Source organism: Bradyrhizobium sp. CAR08 (assembly GCF_052871955.1).
In genome coordinates this window covers 83,191-100,208 of the sequence record NZ_JBIXJX010000023.1, presented here as the reverse complement: position 1 = coordinate 100,208, position 17,018 = coordinate 83,191, and the positions used below count along the sequence as shown (strand labels likewise).

16 protein-coding genes and 1 tRNA gene are annotated in these 17,018 nt (G+C 59.1%); 12 read left to right on the top strand and 5 right to left on the bottom strand.

Features of this window, described 5'->3' with window-relative positions; all coding sequences use genetic code 11:
- Window positions 1–233: 233 nt before the first annotated feature.
- Entirely contained in the window at window positions 234–572 is a 339-nt protein-coding gene (locus ACIPUD_RS34020; protein ID WP_446482401.1) for a DUF3175 domain-containing protein, read from the bottom strand.
- A 182-nt stretch (window positions 573–754) separates the two neighbouring features.
- Here ACIPUD_RS34020 and ACIPUD_RS34015 point away from each other — a divergent pair, with 182 nt between their 5' ends.
- The 3 genes from ACIPUD_RS34015 (at window position 755) to ACIPUD_RS34005 (ending at window position 4,769) form a co-directional block, all read left to right on the top strand.
- The gene (locus ACIPUD_RS34015; protein WP_446482400.1) at window positions 755–2,242 is read left to right on the top strand and encodes an MFS transporter; all 1,488 of its coding nucleotides are present in this window, start codon (window positions 755–757) and stop codon (window positions 2,240–2,242) included.
- A gap of 3 nt (window positions 2,243–2,245) precedes the next feature.
- The gene (gene otsB / locus ACIPUD_RS34010; RefSeq protein ID WP_085348220.1) at window positions 2,246–3,067 is read left to right on the top strand and encodes a trehalose-phosphatase; all 822 of its coding nucleotides are present in this window, start codon (window positions 2,246–2,248) and stop codon (window positions 3,065–3,067) included.
- 238 nt (window positions 3,068–3,305) lie between these two features.
- The gene (locus ACIPUD_RS34005) at window positions 3,306–4,769 is read left to right on the top strand and encodes a trehalose-6-phosphate synthase (RefSeq protein WP_085348221.1); all 1,464 of its coding nucleotides are present in this window, start codon (window positions 3,306–3,308) and stop codon (window positions 4,767–4,769) included.
- Window positions 4,770–4,820: 51 nt separating this feature from the next.
- Here the strand turns inward: ACIPUD_RS34005 and ACIPUD_RS34000 are convergent, their stop codons facing one another.
- Complete coding sequence (locus tag ACIPUD_RS34000; RefSeq protein ID WP_018452861.1) at window positions 4,821–5,162, bottom strand: hypothetical protein; 342 nt, start codon at window positions 5,160–5,162, stop codon at window positions 4,821–4,823.
- Between the two features lie 196 nt (window positions 5,163–5,358).
- On the opposite strand from ACIPUD_RS34000, the gene ACIPUD_RS33995 reads away from it, so the two are divergent.
- The 4 genes from ACIPUD_RS33995 to ACIPUD_RS33980 all read left to right on the top strand — a co-directional run bounded on the left by ACIPUD_RS33995 (window position 5,359) and on the right by ACIPUD_RS33980 (window position 9,780).
- Window positions 5,359–5,448 (top strand) — tRNA-Ser (locus tag ACIPUD_RS33995).
- 668 nt (window positions 5,449–6,116) lie between these two features.
- Window positions 6,117–7,556: an SMODS domain-containing nucleotidyltransferase gene (locus ACIPUD_RS33990; RefSeq protein ID WP_446482399.1), complete on the top strand. Its 1,440-nt coding sequence runs from the start codon at window positions 6,117–6,119 to the stop codon at window positions 7,554–7,556.
- Between the two features lie 4 nt (window positions 7,557–7,560).
- Window positions 7,561–8,667 (top strand): SAVED domain-containing protein, encoded by a 1,107-nt coding sequence (locus ACIPUD_RS33985; protein WP_446482398.1) that lies wholly within the window; start codon window positions 7,561–7,563, stop codon window positions 8,665–8,667.
- Between the two features lie 324 nt (window positions 8,668–8,991).
- Window positions 8,992–9,780: a S1 family peptidase gene (locus tag ACIPUD_RS33980; protein ID WP_446482397.1), complete on the top strand. Its 789-nt coding sequence runs from the start codon at window positions 8,992–8,994 to the stop codon at window positions 9,778–9,780.
- A 131-nt stretch (window positions 9,781–9,911) separates the two neighbouring features.
- Here the strand turns inward: ACIPUD_RS33980 and ACIPUD_RS33975 are convergent, their stop codons facing one another.
- Genes ACIPUD_RS33975 through ACIPUD_RS33965 form a run of 3 tightly spaced genes read right to left on the bottom strand, consistent with a single transcriptional unit; the run spans window position 9,912 to window position 12,114 of the window.
- Window positions 9,912–10,337, bottom strand: coding sequence for a hypothetical protein (locus tag ACIPUD_RS33975; protein ID WP_446482396.1), 426 nt, complete (start codon window positions 10,335–10,337; stop codon window positions 9,912–9,914).
- Window positions 10,334–11,671 carry a recombinase family protein gene (locus ACIPUD_RS33970; protein WP_446482395.1) on the bottom strand — a complete coding sequence of 446 codons (1,338 nt, stop codon included), beginning with the start codon at window positions 11,669–11,671 and terminating at the stop codon, window positions 10,334–10,336. Before ACIPUD_RS33970 ends, ACIPUD_RS33975 begins: the two co-directional genes overlap by 4 nt.
- Window positions 11,668–12,114: a DUF2924 domain-containing protein gene (locus ACIPUD_RS33965; RefSeq protein ID WP_446482394.1), complete on the bottom strand. Its 447-nt coding sequence runs from the start codon at window positions 12,112–12,114 to the stop codon at window positions 11,668–11,670. Before ACIPUD_RS33965 ends, ACIPUD_RS33970 begins: the two co-directional genes overlap by 4 nt.
- A gap of 272 nt (window positions 12,115–12,386) precedes the next feature.
- Here ACIPUD_RS33965 and ACIPUD_RS33960 point away from each other — a divergent pair, with 272 nt between their 5' ends.
- From ACIPUD_RS33960 to ACIPUD_RS33940, 5 genes are all read left to right on the top strand, one after another.
- The gene (locus ACIPUD_RS33960) at window positions 12,387–13,553 is read left to right on the top strand and encodes a hypothetical protein (RefSeq protein ID WP_446482393.1); all 1,167 of its coding nucleotides are present in this window, start codon (window positions 12,387–12,389) and stop codon (window positions 13,551–13,553) included.
- Between the two features lie 80 nt (window positions 13,554–13,633).
- Window positions 13,634–13,852, top strand: coding sequence for a helix-turn-helix domain-containing protein (locus ACIPUD_RS33955; protein WP_446482392.1), 219 nt, complete (start codon window positions 13,634–13,636; stop codon window positions 13,850–13,852).
- 176 nt (window positions 13,853–14,028) lie between these two features.
- Window positions 14,029–14,826, top strand: coding sequence for a helix-turn-helix domain-containing protein (locus tag ACIPUD_RS33950; RefSeq protein WP_446482391.1), 798 nt, complete (start codon window positions 14,029–14,031; stop codon window positions 14,824–14,826).
- A gap of 429 nt (window positions 14,827–15,255) precedes the next feature.
- Window positions 15,256–16,539, top strand: a complete 1,284-nt coding sequence (locus ACIPUD_RS33945) for a site-specific DNA-methyltransferase (RefSeq protein ID WP_446482404.1) — start codon at window positions 15,256–15,258, stop codon at window positions 16,537–16,539.
- Between the two features lie 12 nt (window positions 16,540–16,551).
- Window positions 16,552–17,010, top strand: coding sequence for a phage terminase small subunit P27 family (locus ACIPUD_RS33940; RefSeq protein WP_446482390.1), 459 nt, complete (start codon window positions 16,552–16,554; stop codon window positions 17,008–17,010).
- Window positions 17,011–17,018: the final 8 nt, after the last annotated feature.

Here is a 17,018-nt window from a genome sequence, read left to right as displayed (position 1 = left end):
ATTGGCCGAAAGGCGGGCAATCTCGCATCGATCGTCAAGGGAGAGCTGTTTGTAAGTCCGCCCCATGGCAACACCTCCAGATGGAAGTGTTGCACTTCGTTTGTGAACTCAGGGGACCCATTACCCCAAGGCGGAGTTGCCGGGCGAACTGCCAACTCCGAGTCATCGCCAAACCGCTCCCTGGGGTAATAGGTCCTGGATCGGCGCTGCGCTTGTCCAGGACGACCTGGCGCTCACTCCCTCCCGAACGCCCGCTTCAGCTCCACCTTTGCCCGCTCCAGCCGCGTGCGCTGCGTCTGCGGCAGCGTCTTGCCGGCGCGGTTGATGTAGAACGTCAGCATCGACAGCGCCGAGCGGTAGGCGCCGGTCTTGCGACGCGCGCTGTGCTCGGCCGAGCGCTTCAACGAAGCCGCGATCTTCTTCGCACTGGTCAGCTTGAACACGCCTTGTTTGAGGTTGAGCGCGTCGCTCTCTTTCGTCACGCGCTGTGACCAGCGCTTCGGTGCGGCGCGTCTGGTGCTCTTGCGCGCCGATGTTTTGCGAGAATGTGTCGTCTTTCTGGCATGAGCCATGCGTCAACTCCTTGCGGCTCCACCGAAAACCAACGCCGTCAGCGGTCGTTCCTGCTGGAACCCGCCCCTGCCGCAGACGTTGTCGCAGGTGGCAGGCGGAATGCCGCACCCCCTTGATCGGATCGCCCCCATCCACGCCATGTGAACCGGGGCCATGTCCATTGGTCAGATGCAACAACGCGATGGAATTGCAGCGAAGCCCAGCGCCGAACGATGGACCTGTGGTCTCCACGGTGGCCGCGGCCGATCGAATCATCGAAACCAGCATTCCTGCACGGCTTGACGCGCTGCCGTGGAGCGGGTTTCACACGCGCGTCGTGCTTGCGCTCGGCATCACCTGGATTCTGGATGGCCTCGAGGTAACCTTGGCCGGCGCGCTCTCCGGCGCGCTGAAGCAAAGCCCCTCCCTGCATTTCTCCAATCTCGATCTCGGCATTGCCAATTCCGCCTATCTCGCGGGCGCGGTGCTCGGCGCGCTCGGCTTCGGCTGGCTGACCGATCGCATCGGTCGCAAGAAGCTGTTCTTCATCACCCTCGCGCTCTATCTCTCGGCGACGGCCGCGACCGCTCTGTCGTGGGATGTCGCGAGCTACGCACTGTTTCGCTTCCTCACCGGCGCCGGCATCGGCGGCGAATATACTGCGATCAATTCGACCATCCAGGAACTGGTGCCGGCGCGCTATCGCGGCTGGACCGATCTCGTCATCAACGGCAGCTTCTGGATCGGTGCCGCCATGGGCGCCGTGGCGGCCATCGTGCTGCTCGATCCCGCGGTGATCGGCCCCGATCTCGGCTGGCGCCTCGCTTATCTCATCGGCGCTGCCATCGGCCTCGTCGTGCTCTTGATGCGGATGTGGATTCCGGAGAGTCCGCGCTGGCTGATGATCCACGGCCGTCCCGACCAGGCCCACGCGATCGTCGACGAGGTCGAGCGCTCGGTGCTCGGACACGGCCAGGAGACGAGCGACGCGCGTTTCGCCAAGATCCGCCTGAAAATGCGGACTCACACGCCGATCCGCGAGGTGGTGCACACGCTGTTCTCGGTCTATCGCCAGCGCGCGATGGTCGGCCTCGTGCTGATGATCGCGCAGGCCTTCTTCTACAACGCCATCTTCTTCACCTTTGCGCTGGTGTTGACCGATTTTTACGGGATCAGCGCCGATCATGTCGGCTGGTATCTGCTTCCCTTCGCCGCCGGCAATTTCCTTGGTCCGCTGCTGCTCGGCCGCCTGTTCGATGCGCTCGGCCGCCGGACCATGATCATGTTCACCTACGGCGCGTCGGGCGTGTTGCTGGCGCTGTCGGGTTATCTGTTCTCGATCGGCGCCTTGAGCGCGCAGGGGCAGACCATCGCCTGGATGGTGATCTTCTTCTTTGCCTCGCCCGCCGCGAGCGCCGCCTATCTCACCGTCAGCGAGACTTTTCCCTTGGAAGTCCGCGCGCTCGCGATCGCGGTGTTCTATGCGGTGGGCACCGGCATCGGCGGCGTGATCGGCCCCGCATTGTTCGGGGCGCTGATCGACACGGGATCACGCAGGAGCGTGTTCGCAGGCTATTTGCTGGGGGCGTTCCTGATGATCGCGGCCGCGATCGTGGCGTGGCGCTATGCCATCTCGGCGGAACGCAGATCGCTCGAAGAAATCGCGCGGCCGCTTGCGTCCATGGAGTAGACTATGAAATCGGAACTGGCTGAATTGGATCTAAAGCGCACCATGGTCGACGATGAAGCGCCCGATGCGGTGCCGGTGCCCCACGCACTCGTGCCGCATCTCAATGAAACAGCGATCCTGCTCGACATCGACGGGACACTGCTCGACCTGATGCCGACGCCGCGTGAGGTGTGGGTGCCGCCAGGCCTGTCGGAAACGCTGAACCGGCTGACGGAGCGCACGTCGGGCGCGCTGGCGATGGTCAGCGGGCGTTCGCTCAACGACATCGACCTGATCTTCGCGCCCGATGTCTTTCGCGCCGTCGCCGGCCACGGCGCCGAGATGCGGCTTTCCATTGACAACGAAGCCGATGCCGTCAGCGCGCCGCCGCTGGATAAGGAGCTGAAGCGGCGGCTCGCGGCGGTGGCCAAGCTCAGTCCCGGCATTCTGCTCGAAGACAAGGGCTATTCGCTGGCGCTGCACTACCGCCTTGCGCCGCATGCGGAGAAAGCGATCTACGAAGCCGTTTCGCTGATCCGCGCCGACCTGCCCAATGCGCCGATCGAGGTGCTGCCCGGAAAGTTCGTTTGCGAGATCAAGCATTCCGGTTTTACCAAGGCGACCGGCGTGCGCGAGTTGATGAAGCACGAGCCTTTCAAGGGGCGCCGTCCGATCTTCATCGGTGATGACGTTACCGATGAGACCGTGTTCGCGATCATGCCCGACATGAACGGGCTCTCTTTTTCGGTTGGTCGCCGCGCCATGGGGGTCAACGGGCACTTCGACGCCCCGAACGATGTGCGCACGTTCCTTGCGCGGCTGCTCGACGACTCAAGGTTGGAATAAGGCACCGACATCTCGGAGCCACATATCGCGTGCGTAATTCCTCCAGCGCGTCGCTTCATGCTGCGCGCGCCACGGTTCCAAATCCGGCTTTGTGTAGCGAAATCGTCAGGTTGCCTGGAGGTAAACCGGTTCCAACGCGCACGCCCGATTTTGGTTTCAATTGGTGCAAAGGATGATCAGGAACCATATTGATGAACGGCAGTTAAATGGGGTGGAATGAAACAGGAGGGGACGACCTGTGAACTTAGTCGTCGTTTCGAATCGCGTCGCGCGCGGCAAGCCCAATGAGCCCATGACGGGTGGTCTCGCGGCGGCCTTGCTACCCGTTGTGGAACATTCGGGCGCGATCTGGGTGGGATCCTCGGGCCGTGTGCGTGACGGTCATCAGAAGGAGCCGTTCGCCGAGATCGAAGCACTGGGTTCGGGCGCGATTGCGACGCTGGATCTGCCGGCGGCGCACTATGGCGGCTATTACGAGGGCTTTGCCAATTCGGCGCTGTGGCCGGCGCTGCACTCGCGCAGCGATCTGATCCGCGTCTCGCGCGACGACTATGTCAGCTATCGCGAGGTCAACGCCTTCATGGCGCGCGCCTTGATGCGCTTCCGGAAAGCGCAAACCGCGTTCTGGGTGCAGGATTACCATTTCCTCGCGCTCGGCGCGGAGCTGCGGGATCTCGGCGTCGACGATCCGATCGGCTTCTTCCTCCATACGCCATGGCCTGTCGCCGCGGTGATGCAGGGCGTGCCCAATCATCGTGAGCTGATCACGGCGATGCTGGCCTACGATCTGATCGGCTTCCAGACCAATGACGATTGCCAGAATTTTCTCGGCTATGTCGCGGGCGAACTCGGCCTCGCCGTCGAAGACGGCGTTGCGATCTCGCAGCATGGCCGAACGCGCTGCGAGGTGTTTCCGATCGGCATCGACGCCGAGAAGTTCGCGCAATACGCGGCGAAATCGGCGTCCCATCCGGACGTGTCGCGGCTGCGCCGCAGTCTCAACGGTGAACGGCTCGCGATCGGCGTCGACCGGCTCGACTATTCCAAGGGCCTCGTCAACCGCATCAGCGCGTTCGATCGGCTCTGGACCGAGCATCCGCACTTTGCGCGCAGCATCTCGCTGTTGCAGATCGCAAATCCCTCGCGCGGTGCCATCGAAGCCTATGGCAATTTGCAGAACGAGGTCGCGCGGCTCGTGTCCGACGTCAACGGCCGCCACGGCGAGGCCGACTGGACACCGATCCGCTATCTCAACAAGGGCTTTAGCCAGGCCGTGCTCGCGGGCCTCTATCGCACCGCGCAGATCGGCGTGGTGACCCCGCTGCACGACGGCATGAACCTTGTCGCCAAGGAATACGTCGCTGCGCAAAATCCGGCTGATCCCGGCGTGCTGGTGCTGTCGAAATTCGCCGGCGCGGCCAACGAGCTCGACGCCGCGCTGCTGGTCAATCCGCATGACATCGACGGCATGGCGCGCGCGATCGCCGTCGCGGCGGCGATGCCGCTCACCGAGCGCAAGATGCGCTGGGATGCGATGATGAAGAAGCTGCGCGGCCACACCATCCAGCAATGGTCGGCGGATTTCGTCGCTGAACTGGAGAAGTGCCGGACGGAGAAGGCTGCAGTCGCGCCGCTCGCCAACCAGCCGCCGCAAGCGCTGCGCTGGCTCAAGTCGGCGATCTCAGGCGTGCGGTTGATCTAGTCTTCTTCTCCCCCGTTCTTTACAGCGAGGGCAGGGGCGAAGACGACAGCCTCAATAGCAGTACGACACGCCCTCCAGAATCGCACACTGCCGCTTGTTCGGCGCGTTCGGATCGTCGAGCGGCACCATGCCCTTGCCCTGGCCGACGAACACGCCGGGCCCGACATGCACTGAGCTCTTGTGGCCGATGATGACGCTTTGATGCGGCGTCGCGCTCGAGCGCGTGCCGTCCGGCCAGAGGATGGCATCGCCCGAAAGCATCCCGCGCCGTCCGTCGTCACAGCTGACATCAACCCCGTGCCGGGTGCAGACCTGGGCGGCGGCCGGTCCGGCGAAGGCAGCGGCAAGGGCCCAAATCAGGCTCAGCGCGGCAATGGTGTTGCGGATGGTCATGGTGCCCCCGGACGTGTTTGACGGTCTTGAGTGAATCGTCGCGCCAAACCCGCCGCCGGTTCAGCGGGCGGCCGGTTCCAAGCGTCGCCGTGGCGCCTGATATTGTCTATAAAGTACAATATCTTACGGAAAAATCATCCGATTTCCCCGCGATCCCTTGCAAAATCACCGGCGCCCCTTCAAGAGAGTGCGCTCCGGAGAGATGGCCGAGTGGCTTAAGGCGCACGCTTGGAAAGCGTGTGTGCGGGAAACCGTACCGTGGGTTCGAATCCCACTCTCTCCGCCAGCCTGCACGAGGCCGCGTATTCTCCGGGCGTACTCGTGGGCAAATATGCACGTAACAGCAGCGATTTCTCATCTGAGCTCCGCGCTCCCGATCGGCAGAGCCGGCCCATTGTTCTCGGAAAGGCCCGTTTCTCTCCGAAGCTTTGGACCCCATCCATTCGGTACGGTTCTCGAAATTCGAACGTTTGGAGTTGCTTAAGAACCTCCGCTGAAGAGGTTTCTGCCGCTTCGCTCGGACAGGCGAGAGCGCCTGATTCAAGCACGCCATATCGGGGTTCGACGCCCCCCGCATCAGTAGCAGACGTAACCTTGGCCTGGCGCGTGCATCTGCTGATGACCACAGCGTGTCCGCTCCGTACCGGCTTTCCGAAGCATAAGTCCGCTTTTGGGCAGTAAGCAAACTCGGTGTCGGGCTGGTCGGATTCCGCCTTGAACCTTGAGCGGACCGGACGATCCGACACAGTCCGCTTTTAGGGGCAGCCGCTGCGTGTAGTCCCTAGGCCTTACAAATGGGCCCAGAACGAACGAAGGCCCCGCTCGTGGGCTTTCCTATTGATATAGATCGCTATTTTAGCAGCGGGCGAAGTGGAACTTTCGTTTCCTGAACAACCCCGACTCACCTTAGAATAGTGCTTTCGCCCTTCTGCACGGCGGATAGAGGGTTTGCGTATGTTGTTTATTGAAGCGTTCGATACGTTCCTAGCCGAGGAAGTGAATCTCAATAAGACCCGCATCGATACCTTGGTGAACCGAGTCTCGACCATCGAGGGATTCATCACCGCCAGTTCATGGCAACCAACGATCACTCGGTACAGCCGGCAGGGGTCTTGGGCACATAAGACGATCATCAAGCCTCCCGGCAACGGCGGCTTCGATGCGGACGTTCTCGTTATCGTAGAGCATGTCCCGGGCTGGAGCGCCGAGAACTACGTCCTCAAGCTGAAAGAGGTATTCAACGGCTCGGGCACCTATAAAGACAAGGCGGGCTTAGGCAACCGCTGCGTCACACTCGAATACTCAGGCGATTTCGAGATCGACATCGTTCCGTGCGTCATCAACCGCCCTGGCCGAACGTCGAACTTCGAGGTCTGCAACCGCCGGGACAATAAGTTCGAGGCGACCGACTCGGAAGCCTATACCCGCTGGCTGGAGCAGCGGAATGACTGGGTCGGAAATGACCGCTTCCGAGAAGTGACCCGACTGCTCAAATACATTCGCGACGTGAAGCTCACGTTCAGTTGCAAGTCGATCTTGCTGACGACCCTCATAGGCGAGCGGATCACGCAGACCGACGCGCACAGTCAGCACATTTACTTTCCAAATCTTCCGACCGCCCTGCACACATTGGTGCATCGATTGGACGACTACCTTCAGGCGCGCCCGAAACTTCACGAAGTGCGGAATCCCGTCCTTCCCTCGGAGAACTTCATTCGTCATTGGGACGACGAGAAGTACGAGAACTTCCGGGAAATGATCCACAAATACTGGCAGTGGATCGATGAGGCGTACCTTGAGACGAACGAAGCGGAGAGTACGCGCAAGTGGCAGAAGATCTTCGGCGATGAATTCAATAAGGCGGACACGAAGGCCCTTGCCAATCTTACCGAAGCAGCGCTGATTCCCGTACCCGGTACGCCTGCAAACGATGCAGTGCAGTTGGTCAAGACATTGGGCACGGCCATACTTGCGAACGTAAAATCCGCTCTGCCCTGGCTGAAGCCGCCAGCTTGGAAAATGGTGAGCCAGGGGAATGTCGCGATACGGGCGACCGCCTACCGTTCTCGCAATAACTTGAATTCGCTGATCGACCGCATCGTTTCCGGTCAGATCCTGCCGAGCGGAATCGATATTCAGTTCGAAGCCATTTCTTCGACGGGTATCCTCTATAATTCGAAAGACTTTGATGTGAAGTGGCAGGTGGTCAATACGGACCACGAGGCATTCGAGAAGAGAGCCCTGCGCGGCGGCTTTTACGATTCGGATACCCGGGGCGTTCGCTGGGAAGCCACCGAGTACCGCGGCATTCACTGGATCGAGGCTTTTGTCATCCTGAAGCGCAACCGCGTTTGCACGGCCCGATCAGGCCGGTTCTTTGTTGTGATCGAGTAGCAAAATGGTCTCACCGAAAACAAGGGCTGTTCTGTGGGCTCGAGGCGCCGGTCGGTGCCACTACTGCAATACGTCGCTTATTGGCGACTACATCAGTGGAAATGAGGACGCGAATTTCGGCTTTGTCGCCCATATCGTTGCCGACAAGCCGACTGGCCCTCGCGGCGATCCAGTTCGCTCCTCGCTGCTCGAAGACGACGTGAGCAACCTGATGCTCATGTGTTATCCGCATCACAAGCTGATCGACCGCGACGAGCTCGATCAATACCCGGAGCAGCGCCTACTGGACATGAAGGCCGGCCACGAAGAACGGATCAGGATACTCACGGATGTTACGCAAGATCGATCCTCTCACGTGCTCCGATATGGGGCGAAGATCGGCGCGCATGACTCTCCCGTTTCCTTCTCCCGAGTACGACAGGCAATGCTCCCAGAGCGCTATCCATCCGAAGGGCGCTCGATCGGGATAGGTATCATTGGCAACATAGCGACCGATGGCGAAGAGAAGTTCTGGTCGGTCGAATCCGATAACCTGAAGCGGCAGTTCCAACGGCTTATTGCCGAACGGATCGCGGCGCGAGAAATCGAACACCTATCGGTTTTTGCTCTCGGCCCAATTCCGCTCTTGGTCGAGCTGGGGAGCCTCCTCGGCGATATCACGCCGGCAGACGTCTATCAGCTTCACCGGGAGCAAGCAGGTTGGCGATGGGCGGAAAACGGTCCTCGCATTACGTATGTCCGTAGGCGCGCGGCCGAGATCAAGCCGAAGGTCGCACTCAAGCTCGGGATCAGTGCCACCGTCACGGATGATCGAATTACATCCATATTGGGCGACGATGTGTCGATCTGGTCGCTTACGGTTGAAAACCCAAACAATGACATCATGCGCTACGCCGCAGACCTGGCTGAGTATCGAAAGCAGATTCGATGCTTGTTTGATGAGATCAAGGCCGCTCATGGACAGAGCGCCGTCATCAACGTCTTTCCTGCAATTCCGGTTTCCTGCGCTGTTGAGACCGGGCGCGTACGAATGCCAAAAGCAGATTTGCCGCTCGTAATCTTCGACCAGGTACCCAACAAAGGATTCATCTCGCGTCTCACCATCGGTTAGACCCAGCCTCCCCCGATCGCCTGTGAATGCTTCTTGAAACAGACTGAGACACAAAATCAGATGGTGCGGACGGCCGGGTTAGACGTTTTTCCGCGCTTTCGCACTTGTACCCCGGCTGCCTTGCATCATTTAGTGGATGTATTTTTGATGTGTGACCCCCGAGTCAAACACGTTTTCCTGGCGAAGATCGATGCACACAAGAGGCCGCTATTGCTAGCGACCAAATTTGATGCTGCCGATTAAGGCTCACCCAACGATGCGCACTGCGCCTTAGTGCATACCCACATGTACTACAGACCAGGAACGAGCGATGAAGGGGACAGCATGACAGCAGAGTTGGATCGCTTCTCACTCGTTACCGTTCCGCTTTCCCTCCATTTCGATGACACGCATCTTTCCGATGCGACCGGTTTCATTTGGCAAGAGGGTAGGCAGAATTATTTAATCACAAACTGGCATGTCGTCACAGCCAGGCACTCGCAGACCGGAAAGTCACTCAATACGCATGGCGGCCGCCCGAACAAGATTCACGCACTCTTCAATACCCGCATCCTACAATTCCTGAAACAAACGCACGTCATCAATATCCGGGACGCCGATGACAAGGCTCTATGGCTAGCACATCCAGCGCGGGGCCGTGCGGTAGATGTGGTCGCCATTCCGCTGCCCTATGCCGATGAAGATCCGATCTTCGACCTTCACCCGATCAATAAATACGCCGCCGTCCAGCACACTGCCCGAATCGCCATGGAAGTATTCGTGCTGGGCTATCCGTTCGGTCCGGAACCTCCGGGCTATCCGGTCTGGAAGCGTGGGAGTATGGCGTCCGAGCCCGACCTCGCGCGGATCGGCACCGGTTACTATTTGGTCGATACCGCATCCCGCCCTGGAATGTCCGGATCGCCTGTGATCCGCCGAATCTGGAACCAGCGCGTCGATGGTGACCGGGTAATCCCAGCGCCCACGCCTCTGCGAACAGAGTTCGTTGGCGTGTACTCAGGAAGGCGCCACACCAACGATCCGAACGACGCCCAGCTCGGGATGGTATGGCCACGTGCCTGCATAGAAGACATCATCGCCGGCAACAGGCGGGACGAAGAGCAAGAATGGTAACACTCCCTTCAAAGCCTACATCTCTCTTCACCGTATCCATTCCGCTCCGCTAAAAACGCCCGTGTTTCCTGCATTTCCCCGCATGTTCGCGACGGCTAAGCGAATCGCGGTCTCACGGCTTTGGCGACCCGCTACTGCGGAATGCGTAGCTTGGAGCGCTGTTGGCTCCACGCCGCAGGCAGAGGCTTAAGCAACTCATCAAGTTGAAGCGTACTGGGTTGGCGTCCGGTCAGGATCGCATCGATGATGTCTGGCGCAAGCAGGGTCAGCCGCAAGATGCGGCTTAGATAAGAATCGTTGACCTTCTCTGCTTTGGCCAGTTCTGCGGACGAGGCGTACTTGCCGTTCTCGATCATTTGGCGCCACCGGTGTGCGCGGACGACTGCTTTGACTAGAGCGCTGTCCACACGCGGGGCGGGCGACCAGACCTCCGCTCCCGCAGGAGACAGGATCTGCTTGCGGCCGGCCCGCTGAAGAAAACTCACCGCAATGCTGATCATCGCCGTACGCCCATCCTGGCTGATGAGGGCTTTGCTGGCTTGAGGGCTGGTCGTCATGCGGCATCCTGTTGGGTGGCGGAATTGGCGGCCAACTCGCCGATCAGTGATGTCACGCCTGCGATCCGAAGCTTGATATCAACGCGGTCAGTCCGGACATCAACCCGCTCGACAAGGAGTTGTATGATACGGGACTGTTCAGCAGGGAAGAGTTCATTCCAGAGCGGCTCGAATGCCAGCAGCGAGTTGCGGACGTCAGACTCGGTCAAGCCCTTAATGGATTTGCGAGCGCTGCGCCAAGTCTGGACGACGATTTCAGGGGAGAGAAGCAGAAGGCGAACCTGATCGATCACGATCCTCTCGATCTCAGCGGCGGGAACGCGTGCGACGGGACAATCGCCGGCGCCCTGTTTTAAGACGGTCTGGCTCAGATAATAGCGATAGAGCTTGCCATTCTTCCGAGTGTGCGTCGGGGACATCGCGACGCCAGTGGGGCCGAAGATAATCCCCTTCAGAAGGGCGGGCGTTTGTGCCCTTGTACTAGCCGCTCGTTTGCGAGGGTTTTCCTGAAATTTTGCCTGTACCTTGTCCCAGACCTTGCGATCAATAATGCCACTGTGCTCACCGGCGTATGAGACGCCCTTGTGCAGGGCCACACCGACATAGACTGGGTTATTGAGCATCTTATAGAGCATACCTCTGTCGATCAGCTTGCCGTATTTATTGCGGATGTTTTCTGCCACTAACTGCTGGGCCAATGTCGTGGCCGACCCAACCTTCAGGAAGCGGTCGAAGATCGAGCGGACGAGCTTGGCATCTTCATCATTGACGAGAAGTTTGCGGTCTTTGACCTCGTAGCCCAACGGCGCCCACCCGCCCATCCACATGCCTCGTTTACGGGACGCCGCGAATTTGTCCCGGATGCGCTCGCCAATCACCTCGCGCTCGAACTGTGCAAAAGATAGCAGAATGTTCAGCGTCAGGCGGCCCATCGACGTGGTGGTATTGAAGGACTGCGTCACTGAAACAAACGTGACCTTGTGCTGATCGAAGACCTCGACCAGCCGGGAAAAATCCATCAGTGAGCGTGACAGCCGATCGATCTTGTAGACTACGACGATGTCGATCTTGCCGTCCTCGATATCCGCGAGCAGTCGCTTCAGCGCAGGCCGGTCCAGGGTGCCACCGGAGAACCCGCCGTCGTCATATCGGTCGGGCACGAGGAGCCAGCCCTGGGCGCGCTGGCTGGACACGTAAGCCTCACAAGCGTCCCGCTGGGCCTCAAGCGAGTTGAACTCCATCTCCAGACCTTCTTCGCTGGACTTGCGGGTGTAGACGGCGCACCGGAGCTTTTGCAGTGGAGCGGGCGTGGCGGGCTGTGGCTTTCTGGTCATGCAGCACCGCGGTGGTTCTTTAGCCCAAAGAACACCCAGCCGTTCCAGCGCACGCCTGTGATCTCCCTGGCAATGGCGGAGAGGGACCTGTAGGGGCGTCCCTGGTACTCAAAATCGTCAGCGCGGACGGTGACCGAATGCTCGACTCCCTGCCACTCCCGGATCAGACGGGTCCCCGCGATCGGCAGGCGTAGACTCCGCCCCTTCGGCCTCTCCCCTGGCTTGCCGTCATATTGCTTTGCCAGCACCCGAAGCCGCTCGACGGTTTTCTTTTTCAGTCCGCCATAGGCCAGTTCTTGAATGCGGTAGGCTAGCCGGTTCTCCAGGAAGCGCCGGTTATAGGGTGGTGGCTCTGTGTCGAACAATGTGCGCCATTTTGCCTTCAGGGCCGACGCGGGCGCATTCTTGAGGGCGGCCAATTGAGCTAGAACCGGATCAGTCATGGGGTGCCTCAGCGGAGTAGGAAGGCACACCACCGCTCTGGTCGGGCGAGAAGTGAAGCGAACTTTCTCCGCAATTGGCGGGTTTCCGACTGGACTTCCGGCCTTCAAGGCGCAAGAGGGCGGTTGCGAGCACCTGGGCGATTTCTACGATGTGGTCTGGGGTTTGGCTGATCATGTTGGTGACCAACCTGTTCGGCAGAAATCCTAAAATCTAGCGCAAGAATCGCTCGCAGAAGACAAACGCGCTCAGGCGCAAATGGTGGAGGTCCGCCGTGCCACTAACCCTGTGCAAAAGCGGCGACCGAACCGGCCACGAACTGCCCAAAGTGCGAAAATTGACCAGAATGATTCGGCCAGCAGATATGACGCACGAACTGCAGAGTCACGGGTGGACGCTGGATGAAGCGATCAGGCGGGTGACAAACTCAACCGATGGGCGTCCGGAAATCGTTTCGCTGTTGGTAGCCGGGAAACTGCTTGCTTACACCTGCGGTGAAACTACCCGTTTGACCAAACTGTCCAGCTCCGATTTTGGCCATGGCTGGAGTGATGACGAAAGGCGGTTTTCGAAACTACTCATTTTTCCAATTCTGCATTCACCCGACGTTTGTGCGCTTATCAGCGGCAGTTCATTGAGGGACGCCTTTCAGAACTACGTTTTCAACGATCCGGAAGTGCGGCAACTCAGTATTGAGGCCATTCGGACTGATCCAGACACCGTGCGTGTTCTCGAAGGTAACTGGCAGCCCCGCGGCGCAGCCGAATGGCCTGTCGACGACGGAATATTGGACGAGGACGATCCTTACGAGTGGACTCAGAGTGAATTAGGCCGGTTGATGAGCCGAGACACTCCGGACGAGGTTCGAAAATTTCGGCATGTGCTGCGACTTCGTTTCGGTACACTGCTCAAGCTGCTTCAAAGTGGAAAATTGCGTGCGCGGGGTGATCCGTTAAGAGGCGACAACCAGGAGATACTGCCAACCATTTGGTCACATCACGATTTCCTGCTCGACGCCAAAGCTGGAGATCTTCTTCAGTGGAATGACGGCTCCGATCCCGTCCACCGAACGAGCAGACTTCTCAGGCGGTGGCGTGCTATTTACCTAGCTCCCACCGTAATCGAGCCCGAAATCCCAGGCTTTATGTCGGATCAGATCATAGGTCCCTCCGCAGTGGAGACTACGTCCAAGGCCGCAGTTGTTCCTACGTCCAAGACGACCAGCCGAGATGCTTGCAGGAAATGGCTTATCGAGGAGATGCGTCGGAGCCCCAATCAACGACCGGCTCCGAAAGAGGCGTATCGGAAGCAAGCCCTCGATAGGTGGCGGGGATCACTCAGCAGCCGCATGTTTGATCGAGTTTGGGCAGAAGCGATCAATCAAGCTCCGGCGGAACGGTGGTCGTCGCCGGGGCGCCCTACAAAATCCCCCCAGCCCTAAATCCTCGCACCAATAAATCGTGGCATCTATTTCCGAACTGCAATTGCCGTCAGTTTCGTCTCTATCGAAACCGATAGTGGATGATACCGATGCAAGCCGCTCAGAGCCCCATTGATCCCGATGCCCTGATTGCCGAGGTGCAAGCTGCTGATTTTGTAAGAATTTCTATTAGGACGCTGCAGGCGTGGCGTTGCCGAGGCGCGGGACCTGCTTATGTTCGCGTCGGGCGAGCCATTCGATACCGCCGACGCGATCTTCTCGCTTGGATCGAAGTGAACACCGTCACGTCTGCGCGCTGATTCGCGATGAGGTCGCCCGGTCGCCTGTTCGTCTTCGAGACATCTATGGATTCTACGCAGGGCTCACGTTTGTTTGCGACTAGATGCGCGCCGGAAATCTGAGGCTTGCTTTTGGCAGCTGGTCGATGACTTTCGTTCTCGAGATCAAAGCTTAAACCCACCTTCTCGGAGGCGATATGCGACCAAACAAGTCGGACGTCCTCATTGCTTTCAAGGCAATAAGTCTCACCGAGGATATGTCCGTTACAGAGAAACGCGTCGCTGCCACGCTCCTTGATCATTACAATCGATGCACGGGCCAATGCGACCCAGCGCTCAACACTATCGCCACGCTACTCGGGATCAATCGGCGCACCGCCATTCGCGCGACAGGCTCTCTCGAAAGATCTGGCTATTTCCGTATCGACCGACACGGCGGAAAGTTTCATCGGAATAGCTACCAGCCGATATGGGCCCGCTTTCGTGCGTGGGAGAACGGTTGGGCCGAAAGGCGGAGACTTGCGAAGCAATTTCGATCTGCGGCGCAAAACTTGTCACCTTTGCAGGGGCCAGGATGTCACATTGGTGATGGCGGCAGCGCCACCCAAACCTGTTCTAACAACCAATCTGACTTAACATCTGCGCCGCAGCAGCAGGAAAGCCAACGGGCCTTGTCTGCAACGGAGGTCACAGCAGTCAAGAGTCTCTCCAAGCAAAGCGAAAGCGGCCAACAGTATTCAAACGCACAAGAGCGGTTTCACGGGAAACAATCTTACGGCGAAGTTGCACGCATCGCGGCTGAACGCCGATGGAATGAAGCGCTCACGAGACAATTGGCTTCTGCACCCGATGTCTTTGCGGGCGTGATCGACGCCATTGATAGCGATCTCAGCAACGCAACCACGGAAGTTGAGATGACGCGGCGGGGCCGCGGAGTTGAATTCCTTTTGGTTCAGCTGGATCGGCGCAAGGCGTTCACGAATGCGGATGCCTAAGATGATCGCTGAAAAGGTCGTGTTCAGTGGGGGGGCGGGTCGAAAGTCCCGGAAGGATTTCGCTGCGGACCGGCCCCTCTCTCATTCAGGGATTTTTTTCCAGCGCAGGCGAATTTTTGGGCCTGTGGAGGGATGCATTTCGGGCGCCTCACCCTGCCAAGCATTTAGCCGTGCGGCGACCAACTGCAACACTTTGAAGACGCAGCACAATTTCGGCGCGGGTGGTTCCGTTGCCCTTCGCCTCTACCTCAACGCAGTAAGCAGCAGGCAAAACCGACCATTATTTTCCTTTGAGCGGCTCGGGATGGTCACGCGCGGCCCTGCTCAAAAAGGTGAATCAATTCAATGGCACTGGTTTCGGACAATTGTCGCGAAATTCCCCAGGGGGGAGGGGTGCCCGATGACAGCGCGATGCGCAAAGGCCGAGACATGACACAAGCAACGTACCCAGAAGAAGCGAACGCACGACTTCGAATCGAATACTGGCCGCTTGATCGGCTGATCCCCTACGCGCGCAATGCGCGCACCCATAGCCCGGCCCAGGTCGCCGAGATCGCCGGCAGCATTCGCGCCTTCGGCTTTTCCAATCCGATTCTCGTCAGCGAAGACGCAGATGTCATCGCAGGACACGGCCGGCTGGCCGCTGCTCGCAAGCTCGGTTTGACGGAGGCGCCAGTCGTAGTCCTCCGAGGATTGACGGAGGTGCAACGCCGCCAGTTGGTGCTTGCCGACAATAGGATTGCGCTAAATTCAGGTTGGGACAGCAAGATGCTAAGCCTCGAACTGGCTGATCTGTCTGCGTTGGGGGCCGATCTCGCATCTATCGGCTTCAGTAAAAAAGAGTTGGCGGCCGCGCTGTCACGGGTCGAAAGCGGCTTAACGGACGAGAACGATACCCCCTCGGTCGTCGAGGTCGCGGTCTCCCGACATGGTGACATCTGGCAGCTCGGTCCGCATCGTGTTGCGTGCGGCGATAGTCGAGACGCAGCTCTCGTCCATTCACTGCTGGCTGGTGCCTTGCCTCAATTGATGGTCACTGATCCGCCCTATGGTGTCGAGTACGACCCGGAATGGCGTCATCGCCGCGGTGTCAACAACTCGAAAAGGACCGGCAAAATCCAAAACGACGAGATCGCCGACTGGGCGCCTACTTGGGGCTTATATCCAGGCGAGATCGCTTACGTCTGGCATGGTGCTCTACGCTCGACCATCGTAGCCGAGAGCCTTCTAAAGAGCGGCTTTTCGATCCGTGCGCAGATCATCTGGGCCAAGGAGCGCTTAGTCATGAGCCAGGGAGACTATCACTGGCAGCATGAGCCCTGCTGGTATGCGGTCCGGAAGAAGGGCAACTGGACTGGCGATCGCAAGCAGACGACCGTCTGGAATATCAGCAGCGGTGGGCAGGATGCCGAAACCAAGCATTCGACCCAAAAGCCCGTCGAATGCATGCGCCGGCCGATGCTGAACAATTCCAGTCCCGGACAGGCGGTGTATGAGCCCTTCCTGGGGAGCGGAACCACGCTCATCGCGGCGCAATCGTGTGGGCGCATCTGCTTGGCATCCGAGATCGATCCATTGTTCGTCGACGTTGCGATCCGCCGATGGCAAGCGTTCACAGGTGAGAAGGCAACTCGCGAGCAAGATGGCGCTGTGTTTGAAACGCTAGAGCAGGAGACGCAATCCGCGGGCGGCGCTCGTGATCCGCTGGTGTGATCGAGAACGGACATGCGTGGCCGTCGTCCAAAACCAACAAGGATTAAGGCGTTGACCGGCAACCCGGGGAAGCGTCCCCTTAATATGCACGAGCCGCGGCCTGAACCCGCGTTACCCGACTGCCCACTAGAACTCAATTCAGTTGCCAGACGGGAATGGGCGCGGCTGACAGGCGAGCTTGCAAAACTCGGCCTCATAACTCACCTCGATCGCGGCGCCCTTGCTACCTACTGCGGCGCCTATGCGATGTGGGCAGAAGCGATGGAGCAGATCCAGAAGTTCGGTACCATGGTAAAATCACCGACAGGATATCCGATACAATCACCCTACCTCGCAATCGCTAACCGACAGGCAGAGATCATGATGCGCATTGCGTCGGAGTTCGGTTTCACGCCTGCAAGCCGGAGTCGGATATCCTTGCCCCCAAAAGATCAGCTACCACTTTTTGATGGGGAGGATGGAGAGAGCTGAACGCCCTG

Coding starts and splice junctions, on each gene's coding strand:
- ACIPUD_RS34020 (WP_446482401.1), bottom strand. CDS start 572: ATGGCTCATGCCAGAAAGACGACACATTCTCGCAAAACATCGGCGCGC.
- ACIPUD_RS34015 (WP_446482400.1), top strand. CDS start 755: ATGGAATTGCAGCGAAGCCCAGCGCCGAACGATGGACCTGTGGTCTCC.
- otsB (WP_085348220.1), top strand. CDS start 2,246: ATGAAATCGGAACTGGCTGAATTGGATCTAAAGCGCACCATGGTCGAC.
- ACIPUD_RS34000 (WP_018452861.1), bottom strand. CDS start 5,162: ATGACCATCCGCAACACCATTGCCGCGCTGAGCCTGATTTGGGCCCTT.
- ACIPUD_RS33990 (WP_446482399.1), top strand. CDS start 6,117: ATGTTGTTTATTGAAGCGTTCGATACGTTCCTAGCCGAGGAAGTGAAT.
- ACIPUD_RS33985 (WP_446482398.1), top strand. CDS start 7,561: ATGGTCTCACCGAAAACAAGGGCTGTTCTGTGGGCTCGAGGCGCCGGT.
- ACIPUD_RS33980 (WP_446482397.1), top strand. CDS start 8,992: ATGACAGCAGAGTTGGATCGCTTCTCACTCGTTACCGTTCCGCTTTCC.
- ACIPUD_RS33975 (WP_446482396.1), bottom strand. CDS start 10,337: ATGACGACCAGCCCTCAAGCCAGCAAAGCCCTCATCAGCCAGGATGGG.
- ACIPUD_RS33970 (WP_446482395.1), bottom strand. CDS start 11,671: ATGACCAGAAAGCCACAGCCCGCCACGCCCGCTCCACTGCAAAAGCTC.
- ACIPUD_RS33965 (WP_446482394.1), bottom strand. CDS start 12,114: ATGACTGATCCGGTTCTAGCTCAATTGGCCGCCCTCAAGAATGCGCCC.
- ACIPUD_RS33955 (WP_446482392.1), top strand. CDS start 13,634: ATGATACCGATGCAAGCCGCTCAGAGCCCCATTGATCCCGATGCCCTG.
- ACIPUD_RS33950 (WP_446482391.1), top strand. CDS start 14,029: ATGCGACCAAACAAGTCGGACGTCCTCATTGCTTTCAAGGCAATAAGT.
- ACIPUD_RS33945 (WP_446482404.1), top strand. CDS start 15,256: ATGACACAAGCAACGTACCCAGAAGAAGCGAACGCACGACTTCGAATC.
- ACIPUD_RS33940 (WP_446482390.1), top strand. CDS start 16,552: ATGCGTGGCCGTCGTCCAAAACCAACAAGGATTAAGGCGTTGACCGGC.